Annotated in this window: 15 protein-coding genes and 1 pseudogene; 6 read left to right on the top strand and 10 right to left on the bottom strand. The window is 34.7% G+C overall.

Annotated elements, in window-relative coordinates; translation table 11 throughout:
- Nucleotides 1-481: 481 nt before the first annotated feature.
- Entirely contained in the window at nt 482-1,204 is a 723-nt protein-coding gene (locus ACMHJ2_RS04115) for a leucine-rich repeat domain-containing protein (protein ID WP_413511693.1), read from the bottom strand.
- Between the two features lie 507 nt (nt 1,205-1,711).
- Here ACMHJ2_RS04115 and ACMHJ2_RS04110 point away from each other — a divergent pair.
- The 4 genes from ACMHJ2_RS04110 to ACMHJ2_RS04095 all read left to right on the top strand — a co-directional run bounded on the left by ACMHJ2_RS04110 (nt 1,712) and on the right by ACMHJ2_RS04095 (nt 4,813).
- Nucleotides 1,712-2,371, top strand: a complete 660-nt coding sequence (locus ACMHJ2_RS04110; protein WP_413511692.1) for an Imm19 family immunity protein — start codon at nt 1,712-1,714, stop codon at nt 2,369-2,371.
- Between the two features lie 96 nt (nt 2,372-2,467).
- Nucleotides 2,468-3,541 carry an alpha/beta fold hydrolase gene (locus ACMHJ2_RS04105; protein WP_413511691.1) on the top strand — a complete coding sequence of 358 codons (1,074 nt, stop codon included), beginning with the start codon at nt 2,468-2,470 and terminating at the stop codon, nt 3,539-3,541.
- Between the two features lie 91 nt (nt 3,542-3,632).
- Nucleotides 3,633-4,139 (top strand): DUF2004 domain-containing protein, encoded by a 507-nt coding sequence (locus ACMHJ2_RS04100; protein WP_413511690.1) that lies wholly within the window; start codon nt 3,633-3,635, stop codon nt 4,137-4,139.
- A gap of 239 nt (nt 4,140-4,378) precedes the next feature.
- On the top strand, nt 4,379-4,813 hold the full coding sequence (locus ACMHJ2_RS04095) for a hypothetical protein (protein ID WP_413511689.1): 435 nt from the start codon (nt 4,379-4,381) through the stop codon (nt 4,811-4,813).
- Nucleotides 4,814-5,173: 360 nt separating this feature from the next.
- Here ACMHJ2_RS04095 and ACMHJ2_RS04090 read toward each other — a convergent pair whose 3' ends face one another.
- Nucleotides 5,174-6,880 carry a 3-ketosteroid-delta-1-dehydrogenase gene (locus tag ACMHJ2_RS04090; RefSeq protein WP_413511688.1) on the bottom strand — a complete coding sequence of 569 codons (1,707 nt, stop codon included), beginning with the start codon at nt 6,878-6,880 and terminating at the stop codon, nt 5,174-5,176.
- Nucleotides 6,881-7,017: 137 nt separating this feature from the next.
- On the opposite strand from ACMHJ2_RS04090, the gene ACMHJ2_RS04085 reads away from it, so the two are divergent.
- Complete coding sequence (locus ACMHJ2_RS04085; protein ID WP_413511687.1) at nt 7,018-7,617, top strand: TetR/AcrR family transcriptional regulator; 600 nt, start codon at nt 7,018-7,020, stop codon at nt 7,615-7,617.
- 416 nt (nt 7,618-8,033) lie between these two features.
- Here ACMHJ2_RS04085 and ACMHJ2_RS04080 read toward each other — a convergent pair whose 3' ends face one another.
- From ACMHJ2_RS04080 to ACMHJ2_RS04050, 7 genes and pseudogenes are all read right to left on the bottom strand, one after another.
- Entirely contained in the window at nt 8,034-8,603 is a 570-nt protein-coding gene (locus tag ACMHJ2_RS04080; protein ID WP_413511686.1) for a cupin domain-containing protein, read from the bottom strand.
- A 118-nt stretch (nt 8,604-8,721) separates the two neighbouring features.
- Nucleotides 8,722-9,291 (bottom strand): NAD(P)H-binding protein, encoded by a 570-nt coding sequence (locus ACMHJ2_RS04075; RefSeq protein WP_413511685.1) that lies wholly within the window; start codon nt 9,289-9,291, stop codon nt 8,722-8,724.
- Nucleotides 9,292-9,515: 224 nt separating this feature from the next.
- The gene (locus ACMHJ2_RS04070) at nt 9,516-10,496 is read right to left on the bottom strand and encodes an aldo/keto reductase (protein WP_413511684.1); all 981 of its coding nucleotides are present in this window, start codon (nt 10,494-10,496) and stop codon (nt 9,516-9,518) included.
- Between the two features lie 31 nt (nt 10,497-10,527).
- On the bottom strand, nt 10,528-10,929 hold the full coding sequence (locus tag ACMHJ2_RS04065; protein ID WP_413511683.1) for a nuclear transport factor 2 family protein: 402 nt from the start codon (nt 10,927-10,929) through the stop codon (nt 10,528-10,530).
- A gap of 46 nt (nt 10,930-10,975) precedes the next feature.
- Nucleotides 10,976-11,257 carry a nuclear transport factor 2 family protein gene (locus tag ACMHJ2_RS04060; RefSeq protein WP_413511904.1) on the bottom strand — a complete coding sequence of 94 codons (282 nt, stop codon included), beginning with the start codon at nt 11,255-11,257 and terminating at the stop codon, nt 10,976-10,978.
- A 68-nt stretch (nt 11,258-11,325) separates the two neighbouring features.
- Nucleotides 11,326-12,177, bottom strand: a pseudogene (locus ACMHJ2_RS04055) (aldo/keto reductase).
- Between the two features lie 57 nt (nt 12,178-12,234).
- The gene (locus tag ACMHJ2_RS04050) at nt 12,235-13,209 is read right to left on the bottom strand and encodes an aldo/keto reductase (protein WP_413511682.1); all 975 of its coding nucleotides are present in this window, start codon (nt 13,207-13,209) and stop codon (nt 12,235-12,237) included.
- Between the two features lie 184 nt (nt 13,210-13,393).
- On the opposite strand from ACMHJ2_RS04050, the gene ACMHJ2_RS04045 reads away from it, so the two are divergent.
- Nucleotides 13,394-14,290 carry a helix-turn-helix domain-containing protein gene (locus ACMHJ2_RS04045; RefSeq protein ID WP_413511681.1) on the top strand — a complete coding sequence of 299 codons (897 nt, stop codon included), beginning with the start codon at nt 13,394-13,396 and terminating at the stop codon, nt 14,288-14,290.
- Between the two features lie 158 nt (nt 14,291-14,448).
- On the opposite strand, the gene ACMHJ2_RS04040 is transcribed toward ACMHJ2_RS04045, so the two are convergent.
- Nucleotides 14,449-16,707 (bottom strand): ATP-binding cassette domain-containing protein, encoded by a 2,259-nt coding sequence (locus ACMHJ2_RS04040; protein WP_413511680.1) that lies wholly within the window; start codon nt 16,705-16,707, stop codon nt 14,449-14,451.
- Between the last annotated feature and the right edge of the window lie 179 nt (nt 16,708-16,886).

The following is a 16,886-nucleotide window of genomic DNA, read 5'->3' as shown; positions in this document are numbered from 1 at the left end:
GGGATTATTGCCAAGCATCAGCAAAAGAGGACAAGTAAGATACTTTATTACTTAGCATTACTATTATATAGAGGGGTAATAAGGAATTTCTCCCCTAGTTGAGATTAGGAAAGGGCTTGATTTGTAGCAATATTTAAAAACAGTTTAATCTGAAAAGTGTTTTTAAAGCATTTAGTGAAACTAAAGAAATGTCACTGAAGCATTGTCGAAATTCCAGGATTTGAAGCCTTATTTCACCACCCTAAACGGCAGACGATACAACAAGCAGACGCACGCTTTGTGCATACAGGAAGAGAGGGCAATATCTATAACCACAAATTAATTTTTCACTTGGGATTTTTTCCAAAAAAATGTTGAAAGTCTACACCATAATCACTTCCAAATGCGGTGTCTTTCCATTTTTCTGTAAACATAAATTCTTTTTATTTTAGTTAGTGTTTGTGCCACCAAATCCTTGTTACCTGAAGTACATGTTATCAGGTTATAATTCTTTTAACAACGGTAATTCACTCAAAAGTCTTTCTCTTTGACCGTTTTCCAAATATCTTGGAAGAAGATATAGTTTTTGTAATTTTTTAAGCGTGAGCAATGGTGTGATATCGTAATTTTTCTTTTCTATATTTAAGATAAAAGCCAGATATTTTAGATTGGTTAGTTTTGATAATGGTTCCATATCTTTTACTGCTTGTCCTGTAGTGGTCATTTTTCCGTGATCTAAAAAAAGTTCTTCTAAGTTTTTCAAAGAAGATAGTGGTTCTAAATCGTACATATTGTTTATCTCGTGCATATACAAAGTTTTTAGATTTGTTAAGCCTTTAATAAAGTTAATATTATCTACTTTCTTAATACTCGAAAGAATTAACACTTCGAGATTTTTCAAAGAAGATAAGTTCGGTATTTCATTTTGTTTATTTATGCTTAAATGAAGATATTTTAAATTCGGTAATGTAGAAAATACAGCAAGACGTTCGTCATTAATCTCCCCCAAACATATTGCTTCTATATTTTTGTTTCCCTTTAACGAAGTAAGGTTCGTATAGCTCAACTTAAACTTCTTCAAAGGGGTAGACATTTCCAAAATCTTGGTGTCAGTTGGAATGGTAGATAAGTCAAAAATTCCCCTAACAGCTCCTTCAAAAACACCCAAATGTGCGTAATCGCCATGAGGGCTTTTCTTCTCTAATAAATAATTATTCCAGTTCATTTTTGTTTTCGTTGTCTGTGGTTTCCATATTGCTGGTAACTCTCAAATATACGCAATCCTCCTTTGTTGTTAAATTGCAAATTTGAAAAGTTTGATACTCCAAATTTCCAAAGTTTGTTGTAGTCATCGGTCTGTCTTATTTACTGCGTTTTAAATGCTAGCTAACGTCTGAACTGCAACAATACAATAAACATTCGCTTAAGCTGTAATATTTTGTTTAAGTTTCTACCCAAAAGATTATTAAACAGGAGCTGTTTGAGATCGTACAATTAACAAAATGAATATAAAATAGGACAAGCTCACAAAGGCATCTTTTTTTTATGTATTTTCGACCTAATTTATAAGAAAATTAAAATAAACGCATTGAGTAAAACGTTATTTGATCTTATCTATGTTAAAAAACATTGCTAATCGACCTATTATTAAGTTGATTTGATTGTGAATACGTGCTTAAGAGAATGCCATCGAAGCGTTAAGTGAAATTTATAGATCTATTTTTCTAATTAAATGAATAGACAAATTACAAACGAGGATTTAAGAGATAATTCATTTTTCTGGTATGCTTATATCAGTTGGTTTCGTGGCTACGATGACAGTAAAGAAATTAATATTGATGAAGCACTTGAAGTGATTGATATCGATAGAGACAAATTTCAGGAGTGGGCAAAGTTTTTTTTTGCTGACAACAAAGACAATAAAGCTAGCCGGTTTATTGAAAGGAAATTAACAGGTGAAATTTCAATCTACATTGAATTTAATAACGATGAAATAGTGTTTTTTATAAATGATCTATACATTGGGAATTTAGGGGGACATTTTGAAGCTTACTTCCTTACTTGGGACGAACTTTTAGCTTTTAAAAAATTTGACAATCTTTTTTTTCTGCTATTACCCATGACTGGCGTTGAAGAACATCAAGTCAATGAAGCTCTAGCATTAATAACGAAACAACTGAGGGCAATTCTTAAATTTGAAAATCAGGCTCATTATATTGCTACTTGTATATTAAACGGAATTAAAGTAGAGGGGCAGTATTATAATCAAAATCAAATAGGAATTACAAATGACCAAAATCACTGTATTAGAAATAGTAAAAAATATCCGAGATATAAAGAAGACGTAATTAAATTGAATAACATTCTGAGTGCATTTTTATGCAATCAGTAAGCATAACTAACAATGGTTTAGAGTTAAACGAAGCACTTAACTTTTGGACATAATGTAAAACAAAAATCATAAAACATAGAATAACAATTAATTACAATGAAAAAAAGCCTTTTATTTTTTCTACTCTTTACTTTATTATTTTCAAATTATTGTGAGGCACAAACTCAAATCGACACTGAGTTTTTAATTCCTATTGAAAAAACCAATCTCTATGCAAGAGTTGTTGGAAATCCTGATAAACCTATCATTATAACACTTCACGGTGGTCCCGGTGCTTTCAATGTTGATCACGAATTTTATAGAGATGTTTTTGAAAAAGATTATTTGATGGTTTATTTTGATCAAAGAGGATGCGGTAAATCGGATGAATTCATAGATAAAACAATGCTTACAACAGATCAATTTGTGAAAGATTTGGACCTTGTTGTAGATTATATAAAAAGTAAATATCCAAACAAAAAAATCAATCTTTTAGGCTCCTCTTGGGGTGGAATGTATGGTTTTTTGTATTTGATCAAACATCAAGAAAAAATTAATTCATTTATTAGCAATTCGGGCACTGCAAATATTCAACATAATACGCTTGCTTTAATTGAGCATGAAAAAAAATTAGCGAATAAACTCCTCAAGAAAACCAAGGATTCTACAAAAAAAGGTAGATATAATGAAATTCTCAAAAAATTAGACACGATAGAAAAAAGTGGGTTTAAAGAAACTTTCTTTGCAGACATGAATACGATAAGATATGAATTTCCAAAAGAACTGGGATTTGATGTTTATTGGGCTCAACCCGAAAAGAAAGCAAAAATAGATGCACTCTTGAAAGATCCAGGTTTCTATATCAGGAATAAATATACACCCGAACTTTTAGAAAAAGTAATGGCAAAGTTTGAGTACGTCAACGAAGTTTTTCATGGGCAGGAAGCTTACAACAATCTGAATATTTTAAATCAACTTGCTGGTATTAAAACGCCAATATTAGTTATACAAGGAGAATTCGACTATGCAATTGGAGTGGAATCTGGAAAAATGATTTTTAAAGCATTAAAAAATGTTCCTAAGAATGATAAAGAATTAATCTACATCAAAAATGCCTCTCATAATATACCCAGTGAGGAACCTGAACAATTGTATCATTCATTAGCAGCTTTTTTTAAGAAGCATAATTAAAATAAACGGAGAGTCAAGAGCTAAGTTTTCTTTCAGCGGGTCATTTTAGAACACACACCCAAATTGACAATTGACACTAAAAAATAATAAAATGGCAGAATATACATTACCCTATTTCGGAAAATTACAAACAGAAAATTTAGAAGAATATTACAATGTTGATATTGAGTTCAGTGGAAAAGAAATTCAGATTGACCTAAATTTTGAAAACAAAACAATTGACATAGTAACATTCGATAAGCTAAAAAATTTCGTTGAAAATATAACGATATTTGATAAACAAAACCAAGGCTATATTAAAAGTGACTTTGACGATGAACATGGAGATACCGTAAAAGAATATGTGACATTTCACATTGACGAATTAGGAGACGATTTTTTGGGACAAATCGATATTTCAAGTGACAACACTAACAAAGAACAGGCGTTTTTGACAAAACTACACTTGACAAGAGTTGGACTTTATCCAGACGGAAAATACGGTACTTCTTATTTTGCAGTTTTCGATTATTCCGTTAACAAAGACTTGACTGACCAACTAATCGTAGTAAAAACCGACGAGAACGGAAATTTAGACCATTTAAGTTGGGAAAGCTAATAAATTGAGAGAAGTCTATGTTTGTCATCTCGTAGCTAGAATAACAACGGAAACAGGAATTAATTTAGAATGCTATGCGGATGAGGTCGGTCGATTTTTATTGTGAAATTAATGGGGATGAAGCATGGGAAAACGTATTTTAAACTAAACAATAGAATTTTATATGCACAATCTGAAAGTGGGCGTGTTGCTTCAGCTTAAGGGAAAGTTATAAATCGTAAACACACAAAACAATAAGTATGGAAAAATATTTGCAACCAATTATCAACTTTCTTGATCATCCTAATTGGAGTGACAATGAAGAAGAGTTTGCGCTTATTCAATATGATATTGTAGATATAATGGAACAAAATCAAATGGGTATGGAGGCTGTTCAACCTATTATAGAATTGATGGAAAAATATCCATTAGTAGAATTCGGAAGCCCCGGAGCATTGACACATTTCATGGAGAAATTTTATCAAGAAAATAGTCGATTCTATGAAGAATTATTGCTGCAATCCATTTTAAAACAACCTACAGTGCATACGGTTTGGCTACTTAATCGTGTAATAAATGGTACAAAAACTGAAAATGATAAAGAATTAATTCAAGCACTAAAATCCGTGAGCATGAACAAATCAATACATCAGGAAATACAAAAAGTTGCTGTAAATTTTTTAAAACACCAATAGAACCTTTTAAAACCTAGCAGTCAGAGGGAGTTAAACTTGTTTTGTGCAACACCTTTTTCAAAGGAATTCAAAGGAAAATCAACTAAAAAGTTTTGACAGATTAATGGGAGGGAATAGGGGGTGGTGAGAAAATCATACTTTCAAAGTGTTACTATTTTGATCGAAAAGTGGGAGCATGTACGTGTCTTTTTGGGTTGAGATATTTTAAAAGAAGTGGATCAGAAACAATTTTTTGCCTTTCTACCTGTCAAGAATAATTACAAGTGATGTACAAGAAGAAATAAACAGCCACTTAACTATATTCATTGTTAAATGGCTGTTTAATAAAAATTGTGATGCTTATTTTGAAAATTTACAATATTATTTAAATTTATCTTGCAGAGCTGCATGTCGAGCAGCAATATAACCAAATACTAATCCTTGACCGATAGTTGCACCAGCACCAGGATAAACTTGCCCAAAAATATTAGCTGCCGTATTTCCAATAGCGTATAATCCAGAAATTGGTTGATTATTTTCTTGCAAGACAAGGCCATTTTCATCTGTTAGAATACCACCACATGTCCCTAAATCAGAGAGGACCACCTTAATTGCGTATAATTTGCCTTTTAAAGGACGTAAACAAGGATTAGGTTTTACAGTTGGATCACCATAATATTGGTCATATGCACTCTGACCACGTTTATAATCAGTATCCTCTCCTTTACTTGCCAATGTATTAAAGCGATCAAAAGTTGCGCTAAAAACTTCTCTAGGAAGGCCTATTTGGCCAGCAAGTTCACTAGGATTTTTAGCTGTATAAGCGATTTTTGATTCATACCACGATTTTGGGAGAGCCATTCCTGGAAATACTGATCCTGCTAACATATATTGATTACGATATTTTTGATCGAATATAAGCCACATTTCACCAACTGGCTGTTTTTCTTTTTCTAATTTAAGAAGAGTTTGACCAAATGACATATAATCAATAGATTCATTAATGAAACGTTGACCTTTAGTATTCACCATAAAACTTCCAGGCAATGAACGCTCAGCAAGCAAAACTTGCGGGTCACTTCCTTTTTGTAAAGGAGCAACTGCTGGAAACCACCAAGATTCCTTCATGTTTGCAATAACTGCTCCAAGGTTTTCTGCAATATTAATAGCATCACCTGTATTACCCTCGGCACCAAAACTTAAGTTATCTTGGAGACTTGGTGATTGATATTTTTGACGCATAAACATATTATGATCAAACCCACCTGCAGCTAATATCACTCCTCGATTAGTATAAATAGTAATCTGTTTTCCGTGTTGATCCACAAGTGCACCAGTAACACGATTGTCTTTATAAATTAAGGAAATTAATTTCGAATTTGTATATACAGGAATCTTAGCTTTAATTACACCATCGAACATCCCTGCAGCAATAGCTTGTCCTCCAGCTATCATTTTTTTTCCTAGAATCAAACCTCCAATACCTTGAAATAAACGTTTAAAAATAATTGGAAAAGCCTTAAAAGGTTTTTTTATCATCAGGTTAATCCATTTGTAATCATATCCCGTAACAGGCATAGGAAGAGGTGCTTCCATTTTTCCTTGTCTAAATCTATCCTTTTCTTTCCCTAAACGGTTTAAATTAAATGGTCTTGATTCACAGGTCCTACCAATAGCAGATCCTCCCAGAGTTTCAGGATGGTAATCTGAATAACCTTTTGCCCAAAAAAAATGTAAAGATGTTTGACGATAAAGCATATCGATTGTCGCTTCTCCATATTTTAAAAAAGCTTGCCATCTGGCTTTAGGATAGTCTTTTTTTACTAATGCATTTAGGTATTTCTCACCTTCAGCAACTTTATCTTTCGAACCGTCAGCACGAAGTACCTGATTCCCTGGAATCCAAAAAGCCCCACCTGAAAGCGCGGTCGAACCACCAACATAGGGGGTTTTCTCGATGATTATAGTTGATAGCCCATTCTCATGACCAGTAAGTGCCGCAGCCAATCCTGTTCCAGCCCCAACAATTAGTAAATCTACAGTTTGTTCTTTTAAGACAGGACCGAAGTCCATATTTATTTTTTTCATATATTTATTTTTTTGTTTTTTATACAACAAGCAAGGTAATACACCTATAAAAACCCTTATATTAAAGGAAAGGACTTCACACTAATATACTAATTAAATGTTACATGGTGTAACATTTGTTTGTTTTTAATTTAATTATGGAAAGAACTACTAAGAATTTAACTAATGATACTGATTCTTTAAGGAAAGATGCTAAAGAAAATAAAAGGGCTTTAATTCAAGCTGCTCTGAAGCTTTTTAAAACAGAAGGACCGGATGTAACTTTAAGTGAAATTGCTAAAATTGCTAAAGTATCCAGAATGACTTGTTATCGTAATTTTCCAGATAAAAAAGCAATTATAGAAGCAGTTTTTAATCATAATCTAGATAAATTAGCAGATTATGCCCTGTTGTTAAAAAATGATGCTCAAGCTTTTTTTAAGTTATTGTATGCTGTATTAGAACTACGTATAGATTACAATTTATTACTACCATATATGAGCGAAGAACAGAGCATTGAAGCAACTAAGCGCTTATTTGAAATTTTTAAAAATCCAATTGGAAAAGCAAAAAAAACGAAACAGTTACGACATGATTTCAGTATTAAAGAGGATTTAATTCTTGTAATAGTTATGCTAGGCGGAGCTATATCTCATGTTTCATTGAATTCAAATAAAATCGAGGTTAATCGAGCAATTCAATTCATTTTAAAAGGAATTACACCCCCTAGTTCTATTAGTCCTCTTGAAAACAATTGATATTGTTTTGATTTTTTGAAATAGCAAAGGAATTGCATAAAAATTAAATAGCAGTTTACGTACTGTAGAAGTGGACTGTTTGGTTTGAATTAGAAATACATATAACGAAGTGTATTCCAAATGTGTTTTTTGTTTTCTTGATCAATCTAATCGCAGTCAGTCAATGTACTCTATAATATATAAATTAAAAAAGGGAATAAAACACAACATCATAATCTTGCTTTTAATCATTTTATAACGGATTGGCTATTGCAAAGACAGGAAGCAAAAAGGTATTAGCGGATTAGTAATTGGATGATTTAGAAACATCCGACCTATACATTAGTAATAAAACGACAAAATGCTATTAAGTGTCTAGATTTAGTCTATCAATGATGTCATGTCACTAATAAACCTATACTTCAAATCAATTTTCATTACTTTGCGGGTAAGATTTCATTATGGTTTCGGTGAGCAACATCTGATATTTCCAATACGGATTGCTCGTTATCAGGCAGGGCTTCGTTATACTGAACATTGGTAACAGGCTTGAACCAAATCGTGGCATTTGTATCTGACGGAACGATTGCAATGTGGCTCATTCCCATATCGTGAGATGCGCCGTGCCAGTGTTCCACATTTGCCGGTATCTTGACTACGTCATCTTTGCGGATGAGCTGGACAGGCTTGCCTTTTTCCTGGTAATAACCTTTTCCCCGAGTAACGATCAAAATTTGCCCATATGGATGGGTATGCCAATTAGTGCGGGCCTTTGCATCAAAAGTCACTTTACCGATCCCTGTATTTAATTTATCTTCAGGGGTTACGGCCATATTTATGTACACGGTGCCAGTAAAGTATTCTTCGGGAGCTGCGCTCCCTTGTTGTGCTATTGATTTCATTTTATATTTTTTTGTGTTATTTGTTGCTTGTCCTTTACTCTGCGTTGCAAAAATAAGCATTGCAGTTATTAAGCAAAACGGGACAAGATTTGTACTTATTTTCATGTCAGTATTTTTTATTTCATCGTATGCATATTGATTACATAACGGTATTTTACCTTTCCATCTAGCACATTTTAGTAAGCGTTATCGATAGCAGGTGTGATATCGCCCGACGTAATTGTTATGGCTTACTGATTCCAAGATTCTTGTTTTTATGCAATTCAGGATCCTGGACAATTGTTGCCACAAAAGCAGCGATGCTTTTTCGTGAAATCGCAGAACCTTTTTCAGGCGTGCCTTTTTCGGTAATGGCATAATTGACTTCGTTAGCACTGGTAAACCATTCCGGACGCAGTATAGTGTAATCCAATCCTGAACTCTCTATAACATCTGCCAACTTTCGGTAAGGAACTAAAACAGGCTTCAATGGCATTTGGTAAATACCAATGGAACTGATGGCAATGACTCTTTTTACGCCAGTCTCCTGCATGGCTTTTACAATATTATTCGCCATTGCTTCTAAATTTCCAGTAAGATTGATGTAGACAATATCCTGTCCTGCAACCGCGCTTTTCAATTTGTCGTAATCCATCACATCGGCTTGCACAACAGTACAGCTTGTGGTGTCATTTGCAATATTTTTTTTATTTCTTGCCATTAAGGTAAGATGTACATCAGCTACATTTTCCAAAGTGTCAATTACAAATTTGGCAAGGCTTCCGCTTGCGCCTATTACTAATACTTTTTTCATGTTTTTATATTTAATTGTCATCCACTGGAACATTTTTCATGTTGCAGGTAATTATTGTATGGTTTGAAATGGTTTGCTTTTTCGCAGTGCATAGGATCCTAAAATTCCTGAAACCGCCAATAACAAAATTCTGGCGGTGAGAATAGATTCAAATTCAATAAAATCTGCCAAATATCCCCAAATACCACCCATTAAAGCGCTTCCCGCTGCTAAATCAGGTATGATTATTTGCCTACCCTTTTTTGTAAATAAACGGGATAACGGTCGCCGTGAATGGTAGTTTTAGCAAAAGAATCATCAATAGCCTTCACCTCTTCGTTAGATAGATTGACTGATGCTCCACCTATATTTTCAGTTAAACGGTTTGATTTAGTTGTGCCCGGAATTGGAACTATCCAGGGCTTTTGAGCCAGCAGCCAACCCAGCGCAATTTGCGCAGACGTTGCTTGTTTTTGCTTTGCGATTTCGCCTAATAACGATAGTAAACCTTGATTGGCTTTTCTGTTTTCTTCACTGAAACGAGGTACTACATTTCTAAAATCAGTAGCATCAAATTTTGTTTTTTCGTTGATGGCACCGGTTAAAAATCCTTTTCCCAATGGACTGAAAGGAACGAACCCAATTCCGAGTTCCTCCAAAGTTGGCAAAATTTCTAATTCAGGTTCTCTCCACCAAATGGAGTATTCGCTTTGCAAGGCAGTCACAGGTTGTACCGAATGCGCTTTGCGAATCGATTCTACACCGGCTTCCGAAAGTCCAAAATACTTTACTTTTCCCTCCGCAATCAACTCTTTTACCGCGCCGGCAACGTCTTCCATAGGTACATTGGGATCAACACGGTGTTGGTAAAACAAATCAATGTAGTCTGTTTGTAATCTTTGTAAAGATTCTTCAACCACCTGCCTGATACGTTTTGGTCGGCTGTCCAGTCCTTTATGCGAATCGCCATCCTGGAATCCGAATTTGGTAGCAATGACCACCTCTTTTCGAAAAGGTGCTAAAGCTTCACCCACCAATTCTTCATTTGCTTTTCCGTAAGCCTCAGCCGTATCAAAAAAAGTAATGCCCTGTTCATAAGCTTCCCTTATTAATTTTATACCTTGGGATTTATCTGTTGCCGGTCCGTAGCCGAAACTCAACCCCATACAACCTAATCCCAATGCGGATACTTCTAATCCGCTATTACCTAATTTTCTTGTTTGCATAACTTAATATTATTTATTGTTGTAAACTGAACTATTTATCAATAACACTTGCTTTCATTGCTAGGACTTTCCACTCTTTTTTATTGTTTTCTCTGGTAAACACCTCTATGTGAGAAAGATGGAACTGAACCTTATTTCCAGAAATGGTAACCGAAACAACAGTTGAATTACCTGAAATGACAGCGTTATTTTCTTCTATACCTATACGGTTATGGACAAAGGCACCGCTTTTTAACTTGCTGATGTATTGATTTTTCAACTGGACGTTTCCATCGGAACCAATCACAAGAAATTTTTCATGAAAGGCTGTTTGTACGGAATCGATCTTATTATCCACTTCCCATTTAAAGATAGCATCAGATAACTGGCGTAATTCTTTTTCAGGAGCGGATTGTGGAAAAGATTGAAAGTCGGTAAAAAATAAAATAGTCAAAAGATATATTTTATTGCATTTTTTGGTTTAAGTTCGAAATCAATTTTTAAAAGGTTGTCGCTACAGATTTCAGGATAGTCCATTTCCCGTTTTGTTTTTCAAGATCCATTTTCTGTTGCAAACGCCATTTATTCCGTGTTCCCCAAATTTGGGCATCGAGAAGGTTCTGATCCACGAAAGTAGCTTTGTCTCCATTAATTTTTACAGCTGTTTTTACTTCCGCATAAGAATAATATTTCATCCTCTCACTTTCAATTTCGGAGAACCATTCGGCTTTTGACTGCACATATCCCGTGATATGCGTGAGTGTAAAATGTGAATCAACAATGCGGTTGCTGCTATAACAAGTCCGGATGATTTTAATAAGTCTCTACAATTCATAAGAATTGGTTTTAATTAGATGTCGAGCTTTCTTTCACTCAACCATTTGACCATTGCCGGATCGCGATGGTCAAAAAACAAACTCTGGCGGGTATCGAGTGTTGCGATTCTGGCCATATCATCGTCGGAAAGCCTGAAATCAAAAATGTGGAAGTTCTCGACCATTCTTTCTTTTTTAACCGATTTCGGGATTACTATGATACCGCGTTGCGTCAGCCATCTCAGAATAACCTGAGCGATGCTTTTGTTGTATTTTGTTCCTATCGAAGCCAGTAGTTCATTTTTGAAAATATCATTTTTACCTTCTGCAAACGGACCCTAAGATTCGATCTGTACATTATTGTCAGTAAGGAATTTTTGAGTTTCAATTTGTTGATGAAATGGATGCGTTTCGATTTGGTTTACCGCAGGAACAATTTTGTTGTGCAGGATTAAATCGATTAAACGATCGGGATGAAAATTGGCAACACCAATGGCTTTTACTTTTCCTTCGGCATATAATTCCTCCATAGCTTTCCAGGAACTATAAACATCCCCATAAGGCTGATGGATAAGGTATAAATCCACGTAATCCAATTGCAACCGGTCTAATGATTTTTGGAAGGCTTTTTTGGTGTTTTCATAACCAGCATCCTGAATCCAAAGTTTGGTGGTAATAAACAGTTCTTCTCTTGCAACACCACTTTTTTTGATGGCATTGCCCACTGATACCTCATTGAGGTACGAAGCTGCGGTATCCAAGGAGCGGTAACCTACGCTAAGAGCGTCAACGACACTTTGTTCGCATTCTTGAGGGTCTGTAATCTGGAATACCCCAAACCCAAGGATGGGCATTTCTACACCATTGTTTAATTTTCTATTTTCCATTTTTTTTTCGTTAAAAAACGCTTACCTTTTTTTACAGGGTAGCTTTATCTGTTTTTATTATTCTGATAATCCAAGTAATCCTGCATCCAGTCTTGCTCCCAGAAATCTAATGTTTGCCAAGCCATTTTCAATTTCCTGCAAGTCGGATCCAGTAAGTTCCAGTGCCACCGATTTTATATTATCGCCGAGGTACTCTATTTTATCCATGCCCGGAATAGGAACGATAAACGGTTTTTGGGCCAGTAACCATGCTAAGGCAACTTGTACCGGTGTGGCATTTTTCCTGTGGGCAATTTTCGTTAGCAATTCCACGACAGGCATGTTTGCCCTGATGGCTTCGGGAGTAAAACGGGGGAAGGCTGCACGAAGATCAGTGTCGCTGTCAAATTTTGTATCCGGAGTAATTTTCCCGGTTAAAAATCCTGTTCCGATTGGCGCCCAAGGCACAAAACCTATTCCCAGTTTTTCACAAAGAGGTAACACTTTCGCTTCTGGTTCTCTTGTCCATAAAGAATACTGATTTTGTACCGCAGAAACCGGCTGTATCGAATGCGCCCGCAGGATTGTTTCCGATCCAGCTTCTGAAAGGCCGAAATATTTCACTTTTCCTTCCTGGATCAAATCTCTTACCGTGCCAGCCACATCTTCAATAGGAACGTTTGGATCTACGCGGTGTTGGTACAACAAATCAATGTAATCGGTTTGCAGTCTTTTCAGTGAATCTTCAACAACTTTTCTGATATGTTCGGGTTTGCTGTTAACTCCGGTATCGGAGATCATTCCAAATTTTGTTGCAATAATTACATCTTTTCGCAAAGGCTTTAAAGCTACACCTACCAATTCTTCGTTTGTAAAAGGGCCGTACGCTTCGGCTGTGTCGAAAAAGTTTATCCCTTTCTCGTAAGCTGTACGAATCACTTTTATACCCTCATTAATATCGGCAGCTTTGCCCGTTCCAAAACTCAGGTTCATACATCCCATTCCCATTGCGGAAACTTCCAATCCACTGTTTCCTAAAGCTCTTGTTTTCATATCATTGTATATTACAAATGGCACTTTATTTTGCCATTTTATTTTCTAATACAAATTTCCGAATTAGATATGAGGCAGTTTGTATACAGATTACTGTTTGTCTTACCATTATTACTGAAATAGCTATATACATGATAATTACATGACAGGATTGATTAAATTTGTATCAGAAAATCAATAAAATATGGAAGAGATAGTGAAAGTGGATAGCGTATCGGTGTATAATAAATTACGCGGCGTACCGACATTGCATCCGTTAGTCACAGTTATTGACCTGTCAAAAGCAGCACCGATGACCGCCAAGACGTTTAATTTTGGCGTATATGCGATATACTTAAAAGAGTTGAATTGTGGCGAATTAAAATACGGGCGCAATAATTACGATTACCAGGAAGGCACTTTGGTATTTACAGCTCCTGGACAAGTGATAGGTGTTCAGCCAAACGTCAAGTCATTTGAACCTAAAGGGTGGGCACTGTTATTTGATTCGGAGTTAGTAAAAGGAACAGCCTTGGGTAGACACATACAGGATTACACCTTTTTTTCGTATGACGTTAATGAGGCACTGCACCTTTCAGAAAAAGAAAAGCAATTGGTCTTGGATTGCTTCGCTAAAATCCAGTATGAATTGCAACAGTCTATCGACAAGCACAGCAAAACTTTGATAGCAGCGAATATAGAATTGTTGCTGAATTATTGCACACGCTTTTACGACCGTCAATTTATAACCAGGGATAATGCCCATCAGGGAATGTTAGAGAAATTTGAAGAGTTGCTCAACCAGTATTATTCTTCGGATAAACCACAAAGTATTGGATTACCCTCGGTTGCATATTGCGCTGATGAACTAAATCTATCGGCTAATTATTTTGGAGACCTGATAAAAAAGGAAACTGGAAAATCTGCACAGGAATACATACAGGAAAAGGTAATTGACGTTGCCAAGGAACGTATTTTTGATATTAATAAATCGATAAGTGAAGTCGCCTATGAACTCGGGTTCAAATATCCACAGCACTTCACAAGAGCCTTTAAGCAAAGGGTAGGCGTTGCTCCGAATGAATATAGGAGAATGAATTAAAATTTTATTTACTATGTGTAGGAAGTGTTATTAATTTGATTAGAAATAGCTATAATATACAACGTTAATGATTTTTCGATAACCATTCATGTTGTTTTTTCTTTTTACTAAGTATTTCTAAGTTTGGTTTTTATAGTAGAATACGATGATGTAACGCGTTATTTATCTTCAATATATCTTTTTAAATAACTCCCTGTTATAGAATTATTGTCTTTTAATATATCAGATGCAGTGCCTGTAAATACAATATTACCACCATATTTTCCTGCACCTGGACCTATGTCAATAATCCAATCTGCTTTTGCAATAATGTCTAAGTTGTGTTCAATTACAATTAGCGTATTACCCTGTTCAACTAGATTATTTATATAATCAAGTAGTATTTGAGTATCACTTGGATGTAAACCTGTACTAGGTTCATCTAAAATAATAATTTTGTTGGTTTGATTCAATTCTTTGCTAAGTTTAAGCCGTTGTCTTTCGCCACCAGAAAAAGTATTAAGTCTTTGTCCTAGGGTTAGGTATCCCAGACCAAGTTTGATTAAAATAGTTAATGCTGAAATGTAAATAGGAGATTTATCAAAAAAAACAAGTGCCTCTTTTATAGTCATAGCTAATATATCAACAATAGTTTTGTTGTTGTATTTGTACTGCAATACTTCAGTTTTAAACCCAGTACCTTTACACACTTCACAAGGTTGCTGAATATTTTCTAAAAAGGCTAAGTCAATTTTTTCCATTCCTAATCCTTTACAATTCTCACAAGCTCCTTGACTATTTGTGCTAAAGAGTTTATCAGATACAGTATTGGTTTTAGCCATTTTCTTTCTAAGATCATCAGACAGGTTTAAAAACGTTAAAATAGTAGAGCGAACATTGGTAGTAAATGGCGATTGATCAACAAGTGTAACCTGTGGATATAGCTGAGGAAATACTTTATTTATTAATGTACTTTTTCCAGATCCAGCTACTCCTGTAACAACAGTTAATACATTCTTGGGTATTTTAAGGCTTATATTTTTAAGGTTATATAAAGAAGCATTTTCGACATAAAGATATTCACTAGCTATTCTAGGGGTTAAATTAATTGTTGGTATTGTAGCAAAATATTGCCCTGTTTTCCCTGTTGAAATGTTTAGTTTTTCAAAAGTTCCTTCATAAATAATCTGCCCGCCATCTTTACCTGATTTAGGTCCCATATCAACAATCCAATCAGCTATTTTTATTAAATCAGGATCGTGTTCTACTACTAAAACTGTATTTCCTTTATCTCTTATTTGTTTTAGTATAGTTGCAATATTCTGTAAGTCTTTTGGGTGTAATCCTACACTTGGTTCGTCAAAGATGTAGAGTAAGTCTGTTAAACTATTACCTAAATTGCGAACCATTTTTATTCTTTGACTTTCTCCTCCTGAGAGGGTTTGAGTTCTTCGGTCTAAGGTTAGGTATTGTAATCCAATATCTACTAAATTTTGTAGTTTCTCTTTTAGATCATGAAGTATAACTTCAAATTTATCTGACTTAATAGCTTTTATAAAATCCAATAATTCATCAATAGATAGAGCAGATGTATCGGCAATGTTTAAGTTATTGATTTTACAAGTTAAGATTGTGTCGTTTAATCTTTTTCCTTTACAAGAGGGGCAATCTGTTGTTGTTGTGATTTGATCTAAAGCATCTTTTCGAATACTATTCTCTTTTGAGTTTTTCTTTAAGAAAGTTCGCTCAATCCTTGAAATTAACCCTTCATATCTAACTGTTTTACCCCATTGTTTATTTGGGTTTTTAGGTCTGTGTTCTTTGGCATATAAAAAAATATCCCATTCTTTAGAGGTGTAATCAATTAGTTTTTTATCATTATCAAAATAACCAGATAGGGTGTAGCGAGTTAATCTCCATCCACCAGGTTGGAAAGTAGGAAATAGAATAGCACCTTCATTTAAAGATTTGTTTTTATCTATCAGAGCGTCTAGGTTTACAGCTTGAATAAAACCAAGTCCTTGGCATTCAAGACACATTCCAAGAGGATTGTTAAAAGAAAAAGAGTTGGAATAACCAACAAAAGGAGACCCCATTCTTGAGTATAGCAATCGAAGGGAGGCATAGATATCTGTAGCTGTACCTACTGTAGATCTTGCATTACCACCTAGTTTTTTCTGGTTGATAATAATAGGTACGTTTAGGTTTTCTATTTTATCGACATCTGCTATCCCCATATGTTTTAATCTATTGCGAGAGAAACTATCTTGGGTCTCATTAAATTGACGTTGCGCTTCCGCTGCGATTGTTTCAAACACTAAGGAAGATTTACCTGATCCTGAAACTCCTGTAAAAACAGTTATTTTGTTTTTAGGAATTTCTAAAGAGATATTCTTTAAATTGTTTTGTCTAGCATTTGTGATGATTATATTTTTCATTGTGCTTAACCTTATTAATACTTAACGAAGTTAAGTATTAATTAATAAGGTTAAATAATATGAGTAATTCAACAGAAAAAGAGTTTTATAGTCTGTTTACAGAATTACAATGTTCTGTTTTGGCAAATGCAAATAAGAGTAGTGCAAGCGGTATTACAGCTACGCATTATAATATAATT

The sequence above is a fragment of the Myroides odoratus genome (genome assembly GCF_965118575.1).
Taxonomy (GTDB): Bacteria; Bacteroidota; Bacteroidia; order Flavobacteriales; family Flavobacteriaceae; genus Flavobacterium; species Flavobacterium odoratum_B.
Note: the sequence above shows the minus strand (reverse complement) of the source record. Positions and strands in the feature narration are given on the sequence as shown.

What these genes read in the sequence shown, in the direction of transcription:
- ACMHJ2_RS04050 (WP_413511682.1), bottom strand. Translation starts at nt 13,209, where the DNA reads ATGAAAACAAGAGCTTTAGGAAACAGTGGATTGGAAGTTTCCGCAATG.
- ACMHJ2_RS04085 (WP_413511687.1), top strand. Translation starts at nt 7,018, where the DNA reads ATGGAAAGAACTACTAAGAATTTAACTAATGATACTGATTCTTTAAGG.
- ACMHJ2_RS04080 (WP_413511686.1), bottom strand. Translation starts at nt 8,603, where the DNA reads ATGAAAATAAGTACAAATCTTGTCCCGTTTTGCTTAATAACTGCAATG.
- ACMHJ2_RS04115 (WP_413511693.1), bottom strand. Translation starts at nt 1,204, where the DNA reads ATGAACTGGAATAATTATTTATTAGAGAAGAAAAGCCCTCATGGCGAT.
- ACMHJ2_RS04040 (WP_413511680.1), bottom strand. Translation starts at nt 16,707, where the DNA reads ATGAAAAATATAATCATCACAAATGCTAGACAAAACAATTTAAAGAAT.
- ACMHJ2_RS04070 (WP_413511684.1), bottom strand. Translation starts at nt 10,496, where the DNA reads ATGCAAACAAGAAAATTAGGTAATAGCGGATTAGAAGTATCCGCATTG.
- ACMHJ2_RS04075 (WP_413511685.1), bottom strand. Translation starts at nt 9,291, where the DNA reads ATGAAAAAAGTATTAGTAATAGGCGCAAGCGGAAGCCTTGCCAAATTT.
- ACMHJ2_RS04100 (WP_413511690.1), top strand. Translation starts at nt 3,633, where the DNA reads ATGGCAGAATATACATTACCCTATTTCGGAAAATTACAAACAGAAAAT.
- ACMHJ2_RS04095 (WP_413511689.1), top strand. Translation starts at nt 4,379, where the DNA reads ATGGAAAAATATTTGCAACCAATTATCAACTTTCTTGATCATCCTAAT.
- ACMHJ2_RS04090 (WP_413511688.1), bottom strand. Translation starts at nt 6,880, where the DNA reads ATGAAAAAAATAAATATGGACTTCGGTCCTGTCTTAAAAGAACAAACT.
- ACMHJ2_RS04045 (WP_413511681.1), top strand. Translation starts at nt 13,394, where the DNA reads ATGGAAGAGATAGTGAAAGTGGATAGCGTATCGGTGTATAATAAATTA.
- ACMHJ2_RS04105 (WP_413511691.1), top strand. Translation starts at nt 2,468, where the DNA reads ATGAAAAAAAGCCTTTTATTTTTTCTACTCTTTACTTTATTATTTTCA.
- ACMHJ2_RS04110 (WP_413511692.1), top strand. Translation starts at nt 1,712, where the DNA reads ATGAATAGACAAATTACAAACGAGGATTTAAGAGATAATTCATTTTTC.